Consider the following 20,098-nt stretch of genomic DNA (forward strand, 5'->3'; position numbering starts at 1 on the left):
TTTCCGGAAAAGGCTCAGTCGATGACCTTTGCCTTCTGCAGTGCGGTGACGATGAGGGGGATGAGCACCAGCTGGGCGATGATGCCGGGCACAGCGGTGAAGAGTGCGCCGGACAGGAAGGCCGAGAAGGGGAAGCTGGAGCCGCTGAGGCCCGCCAGCAGGAAGCGGACTGCGCCCCAAACGAGGCGTCCGGCCACCATGGCCGCCGCGAGGGTAGCATAGGTCATGGGCAGCGTGTGGTTCACCCGGCGGTAGAGCCAGCCGGACACCGCGCCGTAGGCAGCCAGCTCAAAGGCCATCGAGAGGGCGATGGGGTACAGCGGGGGCATCCCGAAGAGCACCGAGCGGAGCAGCGGGGCCGCGAAGCCCACAGCCAGACCCCACGGCCCGCCCAGCACGAAGCCGCAGAGCAGGATGGGGAAATGCATGGGGCAGAGCATATTGCCCACCTGCGGCACATGGCCCGTCACCATGGGCAGGACGAAGGCCAGAGCCAGAAAGAGCGCAGCCAGCACGATGCTGCGGGCCGGAGAGGTGTGTTTCGTTTTCATCGGAGTTCCTCCTTGCAGGCCGCACCGGGACAGAAAAAGGGGGCTGCCCTTGGAAATGCATCCCAAAGGCAGACCCCTTCATGGCGTCTGTTGCAAAAAGTACGGCGGAAAATAAGCGTGCGGCGGGCTTCGGCCCGCAGGCCCGGCTTCCTGCCGGAAATCGTGAAAATTATAGCAGAGTGCCGCAGGATTTGTCAAGACCGGTGCAAAGCAGACTGCAAATTGACCAAAAAAGGATGCGTTTGGAGCAGTTTTTGACCGCGTGTGTACATTTTGCTGGAAGAAGCTTGACCTTTTTGCACAGAATAGATAATATAAACTTGAATTATAGCGCAATGAGGCGGCAGGAGCCGCACCTTGCGCGGCTGTTACCTTGCAAATTCTGAGGTTCATACGGGAGGACCATCATGACAAATGCAGAAAAGCTCACCCTTGCCAAGCACGCCTGCCACATCCGCATGGGCGTGATCGAGGGAACTCACAGCGCCAAGTGCGGCCATCCGGGCGGCAGTCTGGACATCGCCGAGGTGCTGTCTTACCTCTATTTCGTGGATATGAATGTTGACCCCAAGGCTCCGAAAAAGCCGGACCGCGACCGTCTGGTGCTGTCCAAGGGCCACGCCGCCCCGGCGCTCTACGCTGCGCTGGCCGAGCGCGGGTTCTTCCCGGTGGAAGACCTCAAGACCCTGCGCAAGATCGGCAGCTACCTGCAGGGCCACCCCAACATGAATGAGACGCCGGGCGTGGATATGTCCACCGGCAGTCTGGGTCAGGGTGTGTCCGCCGCCTGCGGCATGGCTCTGGGCGCAAAGATCAGCAAAAAGCCGGTCAATGTCTACACCATCCTTGGCGATGGCGAGGTGGAAGAGGGCGAGTGCTGGGAGGCGTTCATGTTTGCCGCCCACTATAAGCTCTCCAACCTCTGCGTCATGCTGGACCGCAACCATCTCCAGATCGACGGCACGACCGAGACGGTCATGAACAGCGCCCCGCTGGAAGAGAAGCTGAAGGCTTTCAACTTCAACGTCCTGACCATCAACGGCCACGACTACGACCAGATCGAGGCGGCTGTCAAGGCGTTCCACGCCGAGAACGACAAGCCCACCTGCATCATTCTGGACACCGTCAAGGGCACCGGCGTCTCCTTTATGACCAACTCTGTGGATTGGCACGGCAAAGGCCCCAACGACGAAGAGTACGCTGTGGCCATGCAGGAGCTGAACGCAGCCTACGCCGCGCTGGAACAGGAGGACAAGTAAGATGGCAGATGTGAAAATGATCGCGACCCGCGAGAGCTACGGCAATACTCTGAAAGCACTGGCCGCTGAGGGCCATGATGATCTGGTGGTGCTGGACGCCGACCTCGCCGCCGCCACCAAGACCGGGATGTTCCGCAAGGCTTACCCGAACCGCCACTTCGACTGCGGCATCGCCGAAGCCAACATGATGGGCGTTGCCGCCGGTCTGTCCACCATGGGCTATGTCCCCTTCGTGTCCAGCTTCGCCATGTTCGCTGCGGGCCGTGCCTTTGAGCAGATCCGCAACTCCGTGGCCTATCCCCGCCTGAATGTCAAGATCGGCGCCACCCACGGCGGTATCTCCGTCGGTGAGGACGGCGCTTCCCACCAGTGCTGCGAGGACTTCGCCCTCATGCGCAGCCTGCCCGGCATGACCATCATCTGCCCCGCTGACGATGTGGAGGCCCGGGCTGCTGTCCGCGCTGCCTACGAGATGCAGGGGCCGGTCTACCTCCGCTTCGGTCGTCTGGCCGTCCCTGTGTTCCACGACGAGGCCAACTACCACTTCGAGATCGGCAAGGGCGAGCAGCTCACCGAGGGCAATGACATCGCCATCGTGGCCACCGGCCTGATGGTCAACGAGGCCCGCAAGGCCGCTGAGACGCTGGCCGCCGAGGGCATCCACGCCCGCGTCCTCAACATCCACACCATCAAGCCTCTGGATGAGGACATCATCCTCAAGGCAGCCAAGGAGTGCGGCAAGATTGTCACCGCCGAGGAGCACAACGTCATCGGCGGTCTGGGCGAGGCCGTCTGCTCGCTTCTGAGCGAGAAGCTGCCCACCCCCGTCCGCCGCGTGGGCGTGCAGGACAAGTTCGGCTGCTCCGGCCCTGCATGGGATCTGCTGCGCGAGTATGGTCTGGACGCCGCCACCATCTGCAAGACCGCAAAGGAGATGCTGGGCCGATAAGCCAAGCGTTTCCTGCATAAGAAAAAAGAGACAGGCTTCCCCGGAAGGGGCTGCCTGTCTCATTTTTTATGCGAGGATGCTTTATTTTTTCTTCTTCGGAAAGACGAACGGATTGTGCAGATAGACCGTCATCAGCTCGGCGGTCATGAAGCACCAGATGACCGGCTCACAGAGGATGACTGCGTTGTACGCGAAGCGGGGGATGAACACCATGACAAAGACGATCTTGCCCAGAAATTCGATGACGCTGGACAGGAGGGGCAGCACTTTTTCGCCCATGCTCTGCAGCGCATACCGGTTCGCCAGCAGGACGCCCAGCACGGCGTAGAAGGGGGCGTTCCAGATCAGATACCGTGCGCCGTTTTCCAGCACCACCGGCTCAGAGGAACCGGACACCAGCCGGACCATCCATTCTGCCCCCACGCTCATCAGCACCGTGATGGCGGCGGCCACCACGATGCTGTAGAGGATGATGTCTCGCATCCCGCGCCGGACGCGGTCGGGGTGGTTCGCACCGTAGTTCTGGGATACGAACGTCGAGCAGGCGGAGGCCATCGCCGTCAGAGGCATATCCGTGAAGGAAAAGAGCTTCCGGGCGGCGGTGTGGCCCGCGATGACCAGTGTGCCCAGCCCGTTGATGCCATATTGCAGCACCACCGAGCCTGCCGAGACGATGCTGCTCATAAGGCCCATCGAGATGCTCTGGCTGAACAGCTCCCAGTAGAGGCGGCTGCCCACATGGAAGTGCTTTTTCTCGGGCAGGAGCAGCCGGGCACTGCGGAAGACGTACAGGATGCAGAGCACCACCGACACTCCCTGCGAGATGACCGTGGCCACGCCCGCACCGGCTACCCCCATGCCCAGCACGGCGATGAACCAGAGGTCGAGGATGACATTGAGCACCGACGAGAGGATGAGGAAGACCAGCGGCATGAAGCTGTTGCCGATGGCTCGCAGCAGACCGGCACAGAGGTTGTAAGCGAACATGATGAAGACGCCGTAGTCGATGATGATGATGTAGCGGTAGGCGTCCTCAAAGATCTCCGCCGGGGTGTCCAGCAGCTCCAGCAGCGGGTGCAGGCCCATCGCGCCCGCCAGCGTGATGACCGCCGACGCGATGAGTCCGATGACGATGGAGCCTGCAACGGTCTGCTTGAGCTGCTCGTCGTCTCCGGCCCCGTAGGAGCGCGCTGCGACGATGGCAAGGCCGTTGCCGATGCCGATGCCGAAGCCGACCAGAAGCTCGTAGATGGCCCCGCAGGCCCCGATGGCAGCAAGGGCGGTGTCACCCAGCACATTGCCCACGATCATGGTGTCCACGGTGTTGTAGAGCTGCTGGAAGAGGCTCGACACCAGAATGGGGAGCATGAAGATGACGAGGCTCTGGAAGATGGGGCCGTTCATCAGGTCCACGCTCTGGCTGAAAAACGATTTTTTTGCGGGGGATCGGATCATAGGCATTCTCCTTTATCGTCATAAAAAGGAGCTGCTGTACAGCTTCAACCTCTCAGTCTCGCATTCGCTCGACAAGGCCGGGTTGCGGCACCCAGCATCCGCTTCGTGCTTTGAAAAGCACTTGCGTCTTGCTGGCCGCGGCCCCAACAACGACTCCCTGTTTCCGCCACTGGCGGCGGTCATCGTTGTTGCCCCTACTGAGGGGAGCCTCTGGCGAAGAGGGAAAGCTTTCCGGAATGCCAAGGCCTCTCCTCGGTAGGAGAGGTGGCATTGCGAAGCAATGACGGAGAGGTTGATCCTGCTGTACAACAGCCCTTTTGAATCGTTTCAGATTGTTACAGCTCCTGCGTCTCGAAGCCGTTGGCCGTCAGCACGTCCACGCTGGAGAAGCCTGCGGCCTTGATGGCAGCTGCGGCCTCGTCGAAGCCGAAGGTCAGGCTGCCGATGTCGTGGGCGTCGGAGGTGATGATGACCCGGCCGCCCATCTTCTGCCACTCGCCCAGCATCCATGCGCCGGGGTAGAAGTCCTTGCGGTAGCCGCGGTAGACGCCGCCGGTGTTCACTTCCAGCCGACAGCCGTGCTCTTTGGCCACAGCCAGTGCCTTGAGGGCTGCGGCTTTGTAGCGGGGAGCCTCCTCATCGAAGAACTCGCCGTCGGCGTTCAGCTTTTTGATGAGGTCGATGTGGGCGAGGATGTCGGGACCCATGGCCGCCACCTTCTCCACCTCGGCAAAGTAGGCCTCCACAGCGGCCAGCGGGTCGCCGTCGAAGTCGTCGTAGATGCAGTCGTGCAGGTCCTGCGGGCGGAAGTCGATTTCGTAATACTTGCCGGTGTTCTTGCCGTAGAGGTGGTGCGCCGAGCCGATCCAGTAGTCGTAGCCGGTGCGCTTGTCCTCGCTCAGCAGGTCCCACTCGATGCCGCAGAGAATGTCCACCTTGCCCTTGTACTCGGTCTTGAGCTTGGCGATGGTGGCCTTGTACTGGGCCGTGCGGCTGGGACTCATGCAGTATTCACGGTCGCGCTGGGTGTAGCTATGGCCCGTGAAGCCCAGTGTGGTCAGCCCCTGCGCACACGCGGCGGAGGCCATCTCCTGTAAGGTGTTTTTGCCATCACACATCGTCGAGTGACAATGGACACTGGACTTCTTGTAATCTGCCATAGTGAATCACTGCATCCTTTCCTGTTTGACCTTGTGGTCGATAACGTGACGTTTTTCCAGCTCGCGGGTGACGTCTTCCACCGTGATGCCGGCCTGCACCATCAGCACCAGCACATGGTATGCCAGATCGCTGATCTCGTAGACCGTCTCGGCCTTGTCTTCCTTTTCGCCCGCGATGATGACCTCCGTGCACTCCTCGCCCACCTTCTTGAGGATCTTTTCCTTGCCCTTCTCGAAGAGGTAGGTGGTGTAGCTGCCCTCCTTGGGGCTGGTCTTGCGGCCCTTGATGAGGTCATACAGCCCCTGCCAGCTGAACTGCTTCAGCTCGGGGGAAACATACACTTCGTTGAAAAAGCAGCTCTCGGCACCGGTGTGGCAGGCGGGGCCGCTCTTGACGACCTCCACCACCAGCGCATCGGCGTCACAGTCGGCGGTGATGGACACCACCCGCTGGACGTTGCCGCTGGTCTCGCCCTTGCGCCAGATCTCCTGACGGCTGCGGCTCCAGAACACCGTCCGGCCCTCCGCGATGGTCAGCGCCAGCGTCTCGGCGTTCATGTAGGCGAGGGTCAGCACCTCTTTGGTGTAGTGGTCCTGCACGATGGCAGGGATGAGACCCTTTTCGTCAAACTTCAGATCCATAATGTTTCTCCTTCCCCGCAGGGGGACAGCTATAGTTTAGCGTATTCGGCGGGCAAACGCAAGCATTTACAGCCGCATTTCCACACCATTTTCGTTTAAGTACTCCTTTAGTGCCCGGATGGTGAGCAGCTTCTGGTGGAAGATGCCCGCCGCAAGGCCCGCGTCGATGCCCTCGTGGCGGAACAGCTCGAGGAAATCTTCCTTTTTGCCCGCGCCGCCGCTGGCGATGATGGGCACGTTCACCCGGGCCGCCACGGCGTCCAGCATCTCAAGGTCGAAGCCGTTGCGGACGCCGTCGGTGTCGATGCTGTTGAGGCAGACCTCGCCCGCGCCGTTGTCCACGCACCACTTGATCCATTCCAGTGCGTCCCGGCCGGTATCTTCGCGCCCGCCCTTGGCAAAGACGCGGAACTGCCCGCCCACCCGTTTGACGTCGGCGGAGAGGACGACGCACTGGTCGCCGTAGCGCTTCGCCGCCGCCGGGATGAGGGAGGGGTCCTTCAGCGCGCCCGAGTTGACGCTGACCTTATCGGCCCCGCACTTGAGCACCCGGTCGAAGTCGTCCAGCGTGTTGACGCCGCCGCCCACGGTGAGGGGGATGAAGATCTCGCTGGCCACCCGGGTAAGGATGTCGGTGAAGAGGGAGCGGCCCTCGGCGCTGGCCGTGATGTCGTAGAACACCAGCTCGTCCGCGCCGGCCGCGTTGTACATCCGGGCCATCTCCACCGGGTCGGCCACGTCCTTGATGCCCTCGAAGTTCGTGCCCTTGACGACCCGCCCGCTGCGGACGTCCAGACAGGGAATGATGCGTTTTGTGATCATGGTCTAGCTCCTTACTTCTGCACCAGCGCAACGCAGCGTCTGAGGTCCAGTGCGCCGGTATACAGGCTCTTGCCGAGGATGGCGGCGGCGGTGCCCATCTCTTCCAGCTCCAGCAGCTCCTGCTCCGAGGAGATGCCGCCGCTGGCTGTGATGGCGACGCCGGGCACTTCCCTTGCAAGCTGACGGTAGAGGGCGAGGTTGGTGCCCTGCATCGCGCCATCGCAGGCGATGTCGGTGTAGATGATGGCCTTGCAGCCCGCCTCGGCCAGACGCTGGCAGAAGGCCACGCCCGGTTCGGCGCTGACCTCCTTCCAGCCGTGGATGGCCACATAGCCGTCCTTGGCGTCTACGCCCACGGCGATCTTGTCGCCGTATTTTTTCAGCATCCGGGCCGTGAAATCGAAGTCCGTCACGGCCACACTGCCGAGGATGCACCGGCCCACCCCGAGGGAGAGGTATCGTTCGATGCGCTCCTCGGTGCGGATGCCGCCGCCCACCTCGATGTATAAGCCCCCCTGCTTGGCCAGCGCGGCGATGGTGTCGTAGTTGGAAAGGGTGCCGTCCTTCGCGCCGTCCAGATCGACGACATGGAGGTTCTTGGCCCCGGCGTCCAGAAAGGCCCGCGCCTGTGCGCAGGGGTCTTCGCCGTAGACGGTCATTTTATCGTAGTCGCCCTGCGTCAGGCGCACGACGTTTCCGCCCCGCAGGTCAATGGCTGGGAATAATTGCATTTCGTTTCTCCTTTAGCGGGCTTGCCCTCTCAGTCACCTTCGGTGACAGCTCCCCCAAAGGGGGAGCCAAAAGCCTCTCCCTTTGGGAGCAACAATGATAACCGCCGCCAGTGGCGGAAACAGGGAGTCGTTGTTGGGGCCGCGGCCAGCAAGACGCGAGTGCTTATCAAAGCACGAAGCGGATGCTGGGAGCCGCAACCCGGGAGTGGCACCGAAGGTGACGGAGAGGGCAAGCCGCCTTTAAGTTTACAACTCACTGAACGCCCGCAGCAGCCGCAGTCCCGCGTCGCCGCTTTTTTCCGGGTGGAACTGAGTGCCGTACACCCGGCCCGCCTTCACCACACCGGTGACGGGGAGGGAATAGTCGCTGACAGCCAGCGTGTTGGCGGCGCAGTTCTTGCCGTAGTAGCTGTGGACGTAGTAGAAATACTCGCCGTCCCGGACGTACTTGAAAATCGGGTCGTCGTGCAGGATGTGGACGGCGTTCCAGCCGATCTGAGGCACTTTCAGGGTCTTATCGCCGAGGTCAGGGGCCAGCGGGCAGATCTGCCCCGGCACAAAGCCGAGGCCCGGGTGCTCGCCGTATTCGAAGCTCTTTTCAAACAGCAGCTGCATCCCGAGGCAGATGCCAAGGAGGGGCTTTTTCTCCGCTTCCTCCTTGATGACCGGCACAAGGCCGGTGGCCTCGAGCTTTGCCATGGCGTCCCCGAAGGCCCCGACCCCCGGCAGGATGAGCCGGTCGGCGGCACGGATGTCGGCGGGGTCGGCGCTGACCGCTGCGTCCAGCCCCAGATGGGCCAGACTGGACTTCAGGCTGAACAGGTTGCCCACGCCGTAGTCGATGATGCAGATCATACCAGCAGTCCTTTCGTAGAAGGGATCTCGTCCCGGTGGGCGGCGTCGATGCGGACGGCGTCGGCCAGCGCACGACCGGCACCCTTGAAGGCCGCCTCTAAGATGTGGTGAGTGTTCTCGCCCGCAAACTGGACGAAGTGGACGGTGGCGGGCACGCTGCGGGCAAAGCCCAGCCAGAATTCCTTGGCGCACTCCACGTCGAAGTCGCCCACCTTCTCGGTCTGACAGCGGATGTCCCAGTTCAGGGTGCAGCGGCCCGAGATGTCCACGGCGCAGAGGATGAGGGCCTCGTCCATCGGCAGGTAGAAGCTGCCGTACCGGTGGATGCCCCGCATATCGCCCAGCGCCTCGGCAAAGGCCTGCCCCAGCGCGATGCCCACATCCTCGGTGGTGTGGTGATAGTCCACCTCCACATCGCCGTGGCAGGTGAGCACCAGATCGAACCGGCCATGCCGGGCGAACAGCTCCAGCATATGATTCAGAAAGCCGCACCCGGTGTCCACCTGATACCGGCCTGCGCCGTCGAGGTTCAGGGTCAGCTCGATCTGTGTCTCGTTCGTGTTCCGCTCTATGGTCACTTCCCGCATGGCTCAACCCTCCAAAATTTCATCCAGCGCCCGCAGCAGGGCTTCCATATCCTCCGGCGTGCCGATGGTGATCCGCAGCCAGTCGGTGATGCGGGGCGCGTCGAAATGGCGCACCAGCACCCCCTTTTCCTTCAGCTTCCGATACAGCTCGCCGCCGCCCTTTTTCCCGGTGGAGGCGAAGAGGAAGTTGGTCCGGCTGTCCAGCACGGTGAAGCCCCGCGCTTCCAGCTGCTGCTTCGTCCAGCTGCGGGTTTCGACGATGGCGGCACAGGTCTTTTCGAAATAGGCCGTATCCTCCAGCGCGGCCTTGCCGGCCTTCAGGGTCAGGCGGTTGATGTTGTAGGGGTTGAGGCTGAATTTGACCCGGTTGAGGTCGGCGATGAGCTTTGCATTGCCCATCGCAAGGCCCAGACGGGCACCAGCCAGCTGACGGGACTTCGAGAAAGTCTGGATGACCAGCAGATTTTCGTACTGGTCGATGAGGGGGACACAGCTCTCGCCGCCGAAGTCCACATAGGCCTCGTCCACGATGACCACGTTGTCGGGGTTCGCCTTCAGGATGCCCTCGATGGCGCTGCGGGGCAGGGCCAGACCGGTGGGGGCGTTGGGGTTGGCGAGAACGATGGTCTCGTTCAGGCCGTAATAGTCGGCTGGGTCGAGGGCGAAGTCGCCCTTCAGAGGGATGATGTGGCTGGGAATGTGCATCAGGCCGCACCAGACGCCGTAGCAGCCGTAGGTGATGTCTGCATAGGCCAGCGGATGCGCCTCGTCGCAGAAGGCCCGCAGGGCGAAGAAGAGGTTCTCGTCGCTGCCGTTGCCGGGCATGATCTGGTCGGGCTGCAAATTGAAGTGGGCCGCTGCCGTCCGCAGCAGCTCGGCACAGGCGGGGTCGGAGTAGAGGCGGAGCTTTTCCACCTCGGCCTCGCTCACCGCCGCCACCACCGCCGGAGAGGGGCGGTAGGGGCTTTCGTTGGTGTTCAGCTTGATGTACTGCTGGTCCTGCGGCTGCTCCCCCGGGGTGTAGGGGGTGACAGCTTCCAGCGTGGGAGAAAGAAAACGGCTCATAATGATCCCCCTTTATTTATCGTATCGTATGGTCACACTGCGGGCGTGGGCGTGCAGGCCCTCCCGCTCGGCGAAGTCAGCGATGCGGGGTGCGGCCTTTTCCAGCGCCTCCCGGGTGTAATAGAGGAAGCTGGACTTCTTGACGAAGTCGTCCACGCCCAAGGGGCTGGAGAAGCGGGCCGTGCCGCTGGTGGGCAGGGTGTGGTTCGGGCCGGCGAAGTAGTCCCCCAGCGCCTCGGGGACGTTCCGCCCGAGGAAGATGCTACCCGCGTTTTTGATCTCGTTCAGCACGCTGAAGGGGTCGTCGATGCAGACCTCAAGGTGCTCCGGTGCGATGATGTTGCAGGCCTCGATGGCCTTGCGCAGGTCAGAGCAGACGATGATCTTGCCGTTGTCGTCCACGCTGGCCCGGGCGATGGCAGCGCGGGGCAGCTGGGGGATCTGTACTTCCAGCTCGGCCTGCACGGCCTTGGCAAGGTCGGCGCTGTCGGTGACGAGGACGGGGCTTGCCAGCTTGTCGTGCTCGGCCTGACTCAGAAGGTCGGCGGCGACCCATGCGGGGTCACAGCCGCCGTCGGCCAGCACCAGAATTTCGCTGGGTCCGGCGATCATGTCGATGCCCACCTTGCCGAAGACCTTCCGCTTGGCGGTGGTGACGTAGATGTTGCCCGGGCCGACGATCTTATCGACGGCCGGGATGGTCTGGGTGCCGTAGGCCAGCGCAGCCACGGCCTGTGCGCCGCCGGTCTTGAAAATTTTCGTCACGCCTGCGGTGGCCGCGGCGGCGAGGATGACGGGGTTCACCTTGCCGTCCTTCCCTGCGGGAGTCGTCATCACGATCTCCGAAACGCCCGCCACCTTGGCCGGGATGACGTCCATCAGGACGGTGGAGGGGTAAGCCGCTGTGCCGCCGGGGACGTAGACGCCTGCCTTCTCGATGGGGGTGTATTTCTGGCCCAGCACGATGCCGGGCTTGTCGTTCATCACAAAGTTCTTGTGCACCTGCTGGCGGTGGAAGGCCTCGATGTTGGCTGCGGCCTCCCGCAGCGTCTCGAGGAAGTAGCCGTCCATCCCTGCAAAGGCCTCTTCAATCTCTTCCTGCGTCACTTGGAGGCTCTCGAGCTTTGCCCCGTCGAACCTGAGGGCGTATTCCTTCAGGGCCTCGTCGCCCCGGGCGCGGACGTCGGCGATGATGCCGTCCACCACATCCTCTACGTTTTTCTCCGCGCGGATGTCGCGGTTCAGGATCTCTTCGGGCTTCAGCTCGTCGAAGTTGTACAGCTTTATCATTTTTTCTCCTCCTTTGCGGCAAGGGCGGCGCGCAGCTTTTCCAGCATCTCGTCCATCTCTCGGTGCTTGAACTGGTAGCTGGCCTTATTGGCGATGAAGCGGGCCGAGATGGGCATGAACTCCGTCACCACCCGCAGGCCGTTCTCCCGCAGGGTGGTGCCCGTCTCCACGATGTCCACGATGACGTCCGACAGGCCCAGAATGGGGGCCAGCTCGATGGAGCCGTTGAGCTTGATGATGTCGATGTCCCGCCCGATGGATGCATAGTAGCTCTTGGCGATGTTGACGAATTTGGTGGCCACCCGCACCGGGCGGCTGGGGTCGTCCTGATAGTCGGCCGGGGCGGCGACGCACATCCGGCACCTGCCGAGGCCGGTGTCCAGCAGCTCGTAGACATCGGCGGAGGCCTCGGTCAGGATGTCCTTGCCCACGATGCCCACATCCGCTGCGCCGTGCTCGACGTAGATGGCCACATCGCTGGGCTTGACGAGAAAATAGCGGATGCCTGCCGCCGGGTTCTCCACCACCAGCTTTCGGGTGGCGTTGTAGTCCTCGGGACAGCCGTAGCCGATGCCTGCCAGAAGGTCATAGACCTTATCGCCCAGACGGCCCTTTGGCAGGGCCACGTTCAGCATGGGCTTTTCCGTGGGCTGCTTCTGCACCGGCGGCAGCGGGGCGCTCAGGCGGTCCAGCTCGTCGAGGTAGACTGCGAAGCCGATGGCCCCCGCCCCCGGGGTGAATTTCTGCATCAGCAGGTCGTACCGCCCGCCTTTGAGCACCGGACGGGGGAGGGACTCCAGATAGCCCTGAAAGACGAGGCCGTTGTAGTACTCCATCTCACCGGCCAGCGTCATGTCCAGACGGATGCTTCCGTCCGCACCGTTCAGCTCGGCGGCGATGGCGTTCAGCTCAGCGGCGGCGGCCCGCATCCGCTGGTTCCGGCAGGCCGCTTCCACCCGAGGCAGCACCTCTTCGCAGCGGCCGCAGAGCTGCATCAGCCCGGCCAGCGCCTCTGCGCCTGCCTCGTCCAGCCCGGCGGCAGAGGCCGCCGCCCGCAGCTCGTGAAGGTTCTTGGCCCGCAGCTTGGCCAGCAGGGCTGCGCGGGAGGCCTCGGGTACGCCCAGCGCGTCCAGCAGGCCGAACAGATAGCCCATGTGGCTCACTTCCAGCACCCACGGCTTTCCCAGCCGGGCGAGGGACTGGGCCGCCAGCGACACGGCCTGCCGCACCTGCGTTTCGCCCACCTCGCCCAGCAGCTCAAGGCCCATCTGGCCGATCTCCTGAAAAGTGTGGCTCTCTGCCGAGGGACGGTAGACGTTTTCGTGGTAGTAGTAGCGCAGCGTCTCGCCCGGGGCGGGCTGTGCCGTCTTGGCGATGGAAAGGGTCACGTCCGGCTTGAGGGCCAGCAGCCGCCCGTCCAGATCGGTGAAGGTGATGACCTGCTCCGACGAAAGAAAGCTGCGGTTCTCCTGATACAGCCCGTACTCCTCGAAGCGGCCCATGTGATATTTGCGGCAGCCCGCCGCTTCGTACAGCGCCCGCAGCGCAAAGGAAGCCTGCTCCTTCGGCTGCAAGCAGGAGATGTCAAATTTCATACCCTTTTCCTCATTTCTGCCGGACACCTGACTGCACCGGCCCTCTGCGTCCCGCCGCGTTCCGGGGACGCTCGACGCTCCTTGATGTAAGACTATTTTACTTTATCAAGGTAAAGCTGTAAAGTGTGAAAGTGACCGTGTTTTCGATTTTATGATACGATTTTTCTGTGCGTTTGTACAGAAAGGCGAAATCATTTCACGAAAGCCCGCTTTGAGATGATGGGAGCGCAAAAAAGGAGCCGCTGCACAGCATTTTCCTGTGCAGCGGCTCCCCGCAGTTCCTTTTTCTCAGCCCAGCAGCTCCAGCACTCCGCTCTTGGGGCGGGCACCGACGGCCTGACGGGTCAGCTTGCCGTTCTCGAACAGCAGCAGGGTGGGGATGCTCATGACGCCGAACTCAGCCGCCAGCTCGGGCTGCTCGTCCACGTTCACCTTGCCCACCTTGACGTCGGTGCGCTCCTCGGCCACCTCGTCCACGATGGGGCTGAGCATCCGGCAGGGACCGCACCAGCTGGCCCAGAAGTCCAGCAGGACGGGCTGGGCGCTCCGGAGCACCTCAGCGTCGAAGTTTTCTTTCGTGATGGTGATGACTGCCATATTTACTGCCTCCTGAAAGAGTATTTTTTCATCTGACAGGGACAGTATACCCCAAAGCGCGGCGTTTTTCCGTGACCGAATCACAAAAAGCCCGGCACAGGGGCTTCCTGCGCCGGGCTTCGGAAAAGATGGTCTCAGGCTCAGATGTCCTTCAGGGCATTCTTGCCGGCGACGCAGCAGTCCTTTTGTTCATCCGAGGATCTCTTCCCCGCTGGAATTCGTGACGGTCAGCTCCTGCCCGGTCACACTGGTGACGAGGGCGATGTAGCTCGTGCCCGCCCGGATGTTCATGGTGCGGCCGTCGGCGTCGTAGAACAGCAGGGTGTTGTCCTGCCCCTGTGTCCATGTGATGGTCCACAGATGCCCGCCGTTGAGCCAGACGCCGCCGCCCATGCTCAGGTCGAAGTCGTAGGTCCTGCCGTCGTCCCGCAGCGCGGAGGCGCTGAACAGCACCAGCAGATTGTCGAATCCGGCCTGCTGGCCGTTGTTGGCGTCGAGCTGGGGCGTGCCGTCGGCGTGGAGCATCCGGTAAAGGCCGCTGTCCGGGTCGTAGGCGAAGCCGGTGGCGTTGTTGTCGTCAAAGCAGACCCGGACGTTCACGGCGTCCGGCGCGGTGGCATCGGGCAGCTTGCCGTCTTCTTCCTGTGGCAGAAGCGCCGGAACGGTCAGTACGGCGTCTGACCCGGAAGAGGCGCTGGCGGCAGCCGCAGATGCAGCGCTCGTCACCCGGGACTCGGTCAGGACGGCGGAGATGCTCAGTGCATCCAGCACCTTGGAGACGGCGCTGCCGCTGGTGTACCACAGCGGCGCATTGCTCCACTCGCTGCCACAGTCGAACGCGGTGCGTCCGGCTTCCAGCGCGTCCACGGCGCGGATGGAGTAGTAGTCCAGATAATTCTGGTCGAACTGTCCCCCGCCCCGCTGCACGGGAAGCGGCTGCTGACCCACCAACAGCCGCCAGTAGATGTCCTGTCCGGCAGCCACCGGCCCGACCTTGGGGGTGGCGGCCAGCGCCGGATAGACGAGGCAAAGCTCGGTGGCCATCCCGGCTTCTGTGAGGGCCTCCAGCACCACCGACGCGGAGGAGATGCCCCACTGGGTGGCGGAGGCGGTGCTGTTCTCGATGGTCACGGCCACCGGGCGCTGGCCCGGCCATTCCAGCGGATGGCCGGTGAGGGGGTCGGCAGGCGCCAAGGCCTCCGGTTCGCTCTCGCTGGGCAGAAAGGCGCAGCCTGCCAGCAGTGCAGCGGCTAAAATGAGGCAGAGCGCGGTTCGAATGCGTTTCATCATCGTGTCCCTCATGGAGCGTTACTGGTAGCTGAAATTGCTCCGCTCGTCCTCGTCCACCAGCGCGAAATAGGTCTTGCCGCGGTTGAGGGTCATTTCCTCGCCGGACTTGGTGTAGAGCTTGAGGGGGTTGGTGGGATAGGTCTTTTCCCAGCGGCCCACCTGCACGCCGCCGCGGGTGAAGAGATAGGCCTTTCCGCCCTGAATGTACCGGACCTCCTGCACATCGTGGGAGTCGCCTGCGTAGGCGTCCATGTCGGCGAAGCAGACCACGACGTTCTCGAAGGTGAGCTGAGCGCCGGTCAACTCATCGACGGTGTTCTCAGTGGCCTTCTTGGAGGAATTGTACATCTGCATCGCATAGGTGTGGCTGAACGCGGAATAGCTGAACGAGGTGCGGTAGCTCTCGGAATGCAGGATGGTGAGCTTCTTGGCGGAAGGCTCACCCGGGAGTTTGTTCACCTCGTCGGTGCGGTAGTCGGCGAAGTGGAAGATGGTGCCCTCGCTGGGAGCGTAGAGGCTGATCTTGGCATCAGAGGCGGCTTTGCAGATCTCCTTGCCGGAGGTGAACTCGGTGTGCTCGTAGGCAACGTCCCGGCCGCGGTTGTTCCGATGAGAGACGATGGGGTGGGTGGGGGTGTTGAAGTAGCTCTTGCCGCCGATGTTCAGCCCGGAGTAGCCGTACACATTGACGAACTGGGTGCAGAAGATGCTCTCGCCGTCGTGGTAATAGAGGATGTTCCACGGCATGAGCAGCTGAAGGAACTGGTCGCGGCCCGAGCGGATGGGGCCGACCTCGGGGATGCTGTCAGCGTCGCTGAACACGGCGCACAGGCGGGTGATGCCGCCCTCGACCTTCGCCTCGATGAGCAGGTCGGCGCTGCCGATGCCCCGCTGGGGACGGGCGTTCTGGCGCTGGGAGTTGGCGATGTTGTTCACCATCACGGCCACCGGGCGGCTGTTGGTGCTGCGCCCGATGCCGGTGAGAAGGTCGGCGTCGTAGTCGGGCAGGGCGGAGGGGCCGGGTTCCGGCTGTTCGATCTCGGGCAGCGAGGAGGCGGCCATCTCGCTGGATGCCTCGGACGGGGCCGACGAAGCGGCCGCTTCGCCTTTCCCCAGCAGGCCTTTGAGCAGGCCGGGCAGTCTGCCGCCCAGCGCGGCGCTGCCGGACGCAGAGCAGCCGGTCAGAGCCAGCGCTGCCGCTGCCAGACCGGAAACATGAAGGACGGACCGACGAGAGATCTTCATAATAAAACAGCCTCCTATCAAAAAGCCCCGCCGCATACGGGACGGGGCGGTGCGTTCTGTTTTGATTGTACTGGTTTGCGCCCCATTTGTAAAGAGGGAGTTGCCGCCAGAGCACAGGGCTGGCCCGGAGCCTTTTTCATAAAAGAAAGCGGACGGTTCCGCTGTGGGCGGTGCACAGGCCACTTTTTTGCACTTCCCTCTTGCTTTTTGGGCGCGGTTGTGGTATTATTATTCGGCAATATATGCAAAACTGAAAATATGCGCTCGTAGCTCAGCCGGTAGAGCATCTGACTTTTAATCAGAGGGCCAGGGATTCGAGTTCCCTCGAGCGCACCAAAAAACCTGCGATTGGCCGTTGAAAATGCGGCGTAAATCGTGGGCTTTTCTGTTTTTATATGCTGAAAATGGGCTGGAAAATGTGACAAATCTGAAAATTTTTGTAGTAAATACCCCCAATACCGGGTGTCCAGTATTGGGGGTATTTATCATTTTGCAGCGGCCCCGCTGCTTTCGGGTGTTATGCCCGAACAGGAGAAATAGGAGGAGATCTCTTGGGCGGTTGTGGATCAGATGACCGGGCCAAGAGTGTAAATATCGATGGAACTGTGATAGCCGAGGGTCTCATTTTTGGTCTGCTTGCCGGAGAGCAGGTCGAGAATGGCGGAAAAGGCCTCCTCGCCTACCTCCTCGATGCTCTTTTCGCCGGTGATGATACGGCCGGCGTTGATGTCCATATCGTGCGACATCCGCTCGTAGGTGTTGGGGTTGCCGCACACTTTCAGGACGGGCATGGTAGGAAAGCCCTGCGGCGCGCCGCGGCCGGTAGAGAACATCATAAACTGTGCACCGGTGGCGGCCATGCCGGTCAAGATCTCTGGCTCGCGGCCCGGCGTGTCCTTGATCCAGAGTCCCTTGCGCTGGCCGATGGTCTCGGGGTACTCCATGACGCCTTGAATGGGACTGGTGCCGCTTTTTACGATGGCACCAAGGCTTTTTTCCTCGATGGAGGACAGACCGCCCTCGATGTTGCCCGGGGTGGGCTGGCCCTTGCGCATATCGCAGCCGAGACTTCGGGCACGCGCTTCCATCCGGTTTACGATCTCATAAATTTTGTCGCTTACTTCCGGATTGACCGCACGGCGGGCCAGCAGATGCTCGCCGCCCAGAAACTCCGTCGTCTCGCCGAACACGACCGTCGCACCGAGGTCCACCAGCTTGTCGGCCACATAGCCCACGACGCAGTTGGAGGCCATGCCGGAGGTGGTGTCCGAAGCGCCGCATTTGATGGCCATGGTGATGCGGTCGATGCTGACAGGCTGGCGCTGGATGCCGCTGACGAGCATTACCAGCTCCTGCGCGGCATCGATACCGGCCTTGATGGCGGCGCTGACACCGCCCAGTTCCTGAATGCGGATGATGCGGACGGGTTTCCCCGTCTTGCGGATCTCAGCGGTCAGCCGCTCGTGGTCGGTGCCCTCGCAGCCGAGGCTCACCACCAAGACCGCTGCCACATTGGGGCTTTTGCCCAGCGAGATGAGCGTTTCGGTGACACGGTCGAGGTCAGGCGGAAGCTGGCAGCAGCCTTGGTGGTGGAAATAGCCCACTGTCCCGGCTACCTGCCGCACGATGGCAGAGGCCACGTCTCCGGCACAGGTCACGCTGGGCATAACGGCCACATGGTTCCGACATCCGACCTGTCCATCCGGGCGGACATATCCCATAAATTCATACGCCATGATAATTTTCCTCCCGTTTTGGCAGGTCGCCCCGGCCGCGCAGGCTGTCGAGGTTCTGGATATGGACATGATCGCCTTTTCTGATGTTCTGGGTGGCGATGCCGATCTCTTCGCCGTATTTGAAGATCAGCTCGCCCAGCTTGATGTCGCGGACGGCGATCTTGTGCCCATAGGGAATCTCGCCGTGGACCGTGAGCGTCTCGACAAAGCCTTTCTTATCGCGCAGTTCCACCTCGCTCCCATTGTGGATGCCGTTGGCAAAGATCGTTGCGACGTTGTCTCTGTCGTTTACCTTCAGAGCAATTCGGGGTCCATCCATTGTCATCTGCTCCTTTCAGGATACCGCCAGCACGGCGACGCCGTCCGGGATGACGACGACCTTTGCATCCGGCCCCTTCATCTCGTAGGCGATGGCCAGCGCTTCATCGGGGGTCGAGGCGGGTATCATATTGGCTTTGCGGACCAGCTCGTGGTCCAGAGAGGTCGTGACTAAAATTACCTTGTGCTTTTTCAGGATGCGGGCATAGATCTGGGGACACCACTGCTCCGGAATGGTCTTGTCTGGGGGGATCTGCGAGAGATAAGCCTCGATCTCCACTTACGACGGGGCACTGAGACTGCTCACGGATAAAGGCGACGCCCGCAGCATAAGCCTCCTCCAAGTCACCGGCAAAGGCGGCCACGACATTCTTTTTTTCGCCCAAGGCCACATTCAGGATGAACTGCACATTTTGCCCAGAAGCACCGGCTCTGCGGAACGGACGATGAGGTCTTTCAGGTCGCTCTTTCTGAAGTGATCGACAAAGTAGTTCGGCAGGATGACGAAAGCGCCCGCAAAGGTCGCCGAGATGTTGCCGACGATGATGGCAAGGACCAGAATCAGAGTCTAGAGGTTGCGTACCAGCGCCATAAGCTCCCTGCCGAGGCCCATGATGGCAGGAGAGATGATGGTGTTCAGCCGCCGGTTGCGCAGGAGGTGGTCGAAGGAGTCCCGGGCGTTTTTCAAACGGCCCTAAGAGAACGATGAAATTTCGGAAGCCGAGAAGTTTCCGCCCGGAAAATTTGTGGAAAATGACCGAGAACCGCCCCGAAAGGGCGCAAATATACCCGATAAATAGCGTTTTAAGAGCAGAAATTTAGTCCAACGTCCAAAATTGGGTTCCGGACGCTTGACAAAGCGGAGATAGGATAGTACACTCAAAAAGAAAATTGATGCATAGCATCTACAAGGTGAAAAAGATTCACAGAAGAACGGGCGTCTCCGAACTGAAAAACGGAAGGAGGCTTGGGGCATGACGCTGTTTTCCTACGAGATTTTCGATGCAGTTGCGCGGCAGGGCAGCTTTAACAAGGCGGCCCAGCAGCTGCACCTGACCCCCTCTGCCATCAGCCACGCCATCGCGGTGATGGAGGCAGAACTGGGCTTTACCTTATTTAACCGCGGCAAAAACGGCGTGACCATGACCAGCTACGGCGCCTCGCTCTACCCGTCCATCCGGGCGGTGCTCAACAGCGACGAAGCCCTGCAGCAGAGCATCGCCCGCCTCAACGGTCTGGAAAAGGGCAAGGTGAAGCTGGGTGCGTTCAACTCGGTCTGCGCCGGTCTGCTGCCCCAGATCCTCAAGAGTTTTATGGCCAGCTTCCCTCAGATCGAGGTGGAGGTCTATCAGGGCACCTACGATGATGTGAAGGAGTGGCTGCGCACCGGTCAGGTGGATCTGGCTTTCCTGTCCGCCACCTGCCGGGAGGAGTTCAACCTGACGGAGCTGTTCCGGGAGCCGCTGCTCTGCATCGTGCCGCAGGACTGGCCCGAGCCGCCAAACGGCATTATGACCCCCGAGCTGATGAACGGCCAGAGCTTCGTCGTTCAGTGCGACGCCACCGACGCCGAGATGCGCCAGTTCCTCAAGAAATATTCCATCTCTACAGAGCGCCGCTGCCATGTCATCGATGACCAGTCCAACATTGCGATGGTGGAAGCGGGCCTTGGCATCTCCATCATGCCCCGGATGCTGCTGCGCAGCTGCACTGCAGCCGTCAAGATTTATCCCATCGAGCCGGAGGAAGACCGCGTGGTGGGTCTGGCGGTCCAGCGCCCCACGGCGATGGCCCCGGCGGTCGAACAGATGTTCCATCACATCGTGGACTTCTGCCACCAGATGGACGCACAGCCTCTTTAAGAATCGTGAGAGAACGGGCCGCAGCACTGCGGTCCGTTTTTTTTCATGCAGAACTATAGAATTGACGATTGTATCCGGAGGCAAAATAC

General features: G+C 61.7%; 20 protein-coding genes and 1 tRNA gene. 4 read left to right on the forward strand and 17 right to left on the reverse strand.

From position 1 onward, the window contains the following. Positions 1-14 precede the first annotated feature (14 nt). On the reverse strand, positions 15-551 hold the full coding sequence (locus MTP38_RS01125) for an ECF transporter S component (RefSeq protein WP_249233979.1): 537 nt from the start codon (positions 549-551) through the stop codon (positions 15-17). Positions 552-958: 407 nt separating this feature from the next. Between MTP38_RS01125 and MTP38_RS01130 the strand changes: the two genes are divergently transcribed. Both MTP38_RS01130 and MTP38_RS01135 read left to right on the forward strand, forming a co-directional pair. Next, positions 959-1,810: a transketolase gene (locus MTP38_RS01130; RefSeq protein WP_249233980.1), complete on the forward strand. Its 852-nt coding sequence runs from the start codon at positions 959-961 to the stop codon at positions 1,808-1,810. A gap of 1 nt (position 1,811) precedes the next feature. Continuing rightward, positions 1,812-2,759, forward strand: a complete 948-nt coding sequence (locus tag MTP38_RS01135; RefSeq protein ID WP_249233981.1) for a transketolase family protein — start codon at positions 1,812-1,814, stop codon at positions 2,757-2,759. 81 nt (positions 2,760-2,840) lie between these two features. Here MTP38_RS01135 and MTP38_RS01140 read toward each other — a convergent pair whose 3' ends face one another. The 13 genes from MTP38_RS01140 to MTP38_RS01200 all read right to left on the reverse strand — a co-directional run bounded on the left by MTP38_RS01140 (position 2,841) and on the right by MTP38_RS01200 (position 16,093). Then, on the reverse strand, positions 2,841-4,214 hold the full coding sequence (locus MTP38_RS01140) for an MATE family efflux transporter (RefSeq protein ID WP_249233982.1): 1,374 nt from the start codon (positions 4,212-4,214) through the stop codon (positions 2,841-2,843). A gap of 335 nt (positions 4,215-4,549) precedes the next feature. Continuing rightward, a complete protein-coding gene (locus MTP38_RS01145; RefSeq protein ID WP_227620649.1) occupies positions 4,550-5,374 on the reverse strand; it encodes a histidinol-phosphatase HisJ family protein in 825 nt (274 codons plus the stop codon). Positions 5,375-5,380: 6 nt separating this feature from the next. Then, positions 5,381-6,016 carry a bifunctional phosphoribosyl-AMP cyclohydrolase/phosphoribosyl-ATP diphosphatase HisIE gene (gene hisIE / locus MTP38_RS01150; RefSeq protein ID WP_227620650.1) on the reverse strand — a complete coding sequence of 212 codons (636 nt, stop codon included), beginning with the start codon at positions 6,014-6,016 and terminating at the stop codon, positions 5,381-5,383. A 66-nt stretch (positions 6,017-6,082) separates the two neighbouring features. Further along, entirely contained in the window at positions 6,083-6,838 is a 756-nt protein-coding gene (gene hisF, locus MTP38_RS01155) for an imidazole glycerol phosphate synthase subunit HisF (RefSeq protein WP_249233983.1), read from the reverse strand. Positions 6,839-6,849: 11 nt separating this feature from the next. Beyond that, a complete protein-coding gene (gene hisA, locus MTP38_RS01160; RefSeq protein ID WP_249233984.1) occupies positions 6,850-7,569 on the reverse strand; it encodes a 1-(5-phosphoribosyl)-5-[(5-phosphoribosylamino)methylideneamino]imidazole-4-carboxamide isomerase in 720 nt (239 codons plus the stop codon). A gap of 246 nt (positions 7,570-7,815) precedes the next feature. Further along, on the reverse strand, positions 7,816-8,424 hold the full coding sequence (gene hisH, locus MTP38_RS01165; RefSeq protein ID WP_249233985.1) for an imidazole glycerol phosphate synthase subunit HisH: 609 nt from the start codon (positions 8,422-8,424) through the stop codon (positions 7,816-7,818). Next, entirely contained in the window at positions 8,421-9,011 is a 591-nt protein-coding gene (gene hisB / locus MTP38_RS01170; RefSeq protein ID WP_227620654.1) for an imidazoleglycerol-phosphate dehydratase HisB, read from the reverse strand. The genes hisH and hisB overlap by 4 nt, the downstream gene beginning before the upstream one ends. 3 nt (positions 9,012-9,014) lie before the next feature. Continuing rightward, positions 9,015-10,076 (reverse strand): histidinol-phosphate transaminase, encoded by a 1,062-nt coding sequence (gene hisC / locus MTP38_RS01175; RefSeq protein WP_249233986.1) that lies wholly within the window; start codon positions 10,074-10,076, stop codon positions 9,015-9,017. 12 nt (positions 10,077-10,088) lie between these two features. Next, on the reverse strand, positions 10,089-11,366 hold the full coding sequence (hisD, locus tag MTP38_RS01180) for a histidinol dehydrogenase (RefSeq protein ID WP_249233987.1): 1,278 nt from the start codon (positions 11,364-11,366) through the stop codon (positions 10,089-10,091). Next, positions 11,363-12,961, reverse strand: coding sequence for an ATP phosphoribosyltransferase (gene hisG / locus MTP38_RS01185; protein ID WP_249233988.1), 1,599 nt, complete (start codon positions 12,959-12,961; stop codon positions 11,363-11,365). The genes hisD and hisG overlap by 4 nt, the downstream gene beginning before the upstream one ends. Positions 12,962-13,249: 288 nt before the next feature. Beyond that, on the reverse strand, positions 13,250-13,558 hold the full coding sequence (gene trxA, locus MTP38_RS01190; protein ID WP_249233989.1) for a thioredoxin: 309 nt from the start codon (positions 13,556-13,558) through the stop codon (positions 13,250-13,252). 189 nt (positions 13,559-13,747) lie between these two features. Continuing rightward, the gene (locus MTP38_RS01195; RefSeq protein WP_249233990.1) at positions 13,748-14,848 is read right to left on the reverse strand and encodes a DUF3048 domain-containing protein; all 1,101 of its coding nucleotides are present in this window, start codon (positions 14,846-14,848) and stop codon (positions 13,748-13,750) included. 18 nt (positions 14,849-14,866) lie between these two features. Beyond that, positions 14,867-16,093, reverse strand: a complete 1,227-nt coding sequence (locus tag MTP38_RS01200) for a DUF3048 domain-containing protein (RefSeq protein ID WP_249233991.1) — start codon at positions 16,091-16,093, stop codon at positions 14,867-14,869. 260 nt (positions 16,094-16,353) lie between these two features. Between MTP38_RS01200 and MTP38_RS01205 the strand changes: the two genes are divergently transcribed. Then, a tRNA-Lys gene (locus MTP38_RS01205) sits at positions 16,354-16,429 on the forward strand. 230 nt (positions 16,430-16,659) lie between these two features. On the opposite strand, the gene MTP38_RS01210 is transcribed toward MTP38_RS01205, so the two are convergent. Genes MTP38_RS01210 through MTP38_RS01220 form a run of 3 tightly spaced genes read right to left on the reverse strand, consistent with a single transcriptional unit; the run spans position 16,660 to position 18,427 of the window. Next, positions 16,660-17,829 carry a UxaA family hydrolase gene (locus tag MTP38_RS01210; protein WP_249233992.1) on the reverse strand — a complete coding sequence of 390 codons (1,170 nt, stop codon included), beginning with the start codon at positions 17,827-17,829 and terminating at the stop codon, positions 16,660-16,662. Then, positions 17,819-18,148: a UxaA family hydrolase gene (locus MTP38_RS01215; protein ID WP_249233993.1), complete on the reverse strand. Its 330-nt coding sequence runs from the start codon at positions 18,146-18,148 to the stop codon at positions 17,819-17,821. Before MTP38_RS01215 ends, MTP38_RS01210 begins: the two co-directional genes overlap by 11 nt. Before the next feature lie 15 nt (positions 18,149-18,163). Then, positions 18,164-18,427, reverse strand: a complete 264-nt coding sequence (locus MTP38_RS01220) for a hypothetical protein (protein WP_249233994.1) — start codon at positions 18,425-18,427, stop codon at positions 18,164-18,166. 694 nt (positions 18,428-19,121) lie between these two features. Between MTP38_RS01220 and MTP38_RS01225 the strand changes: the two genes are divergently transcribed. Beyond that, the gene (locus tag MTP38_RS01225) at positions 19,122-20,009 is read left to right on the forward strand and encodes a LysR family transcriptional regulator (protein ID WP_227620684.1); all 888 of its coding nucleotides are present in this window, start codon (positions 19,122-19,124) and stop codon (positions 20,007-20,009) included. Positions 20,010-20,098: the final 89 nt, after the last annotated feature.

The organism is Faecalibacterium sp. I3-3-89, from assembly GCF_023347275.1.
GTDB classification, from domain to species: domain Bacteria; phylum Bacillota; class Clostridia; order Oscillospirales; family Ruminococcaceae; genus Faecalibacterium; species Faecalibacterium butyricigenerans.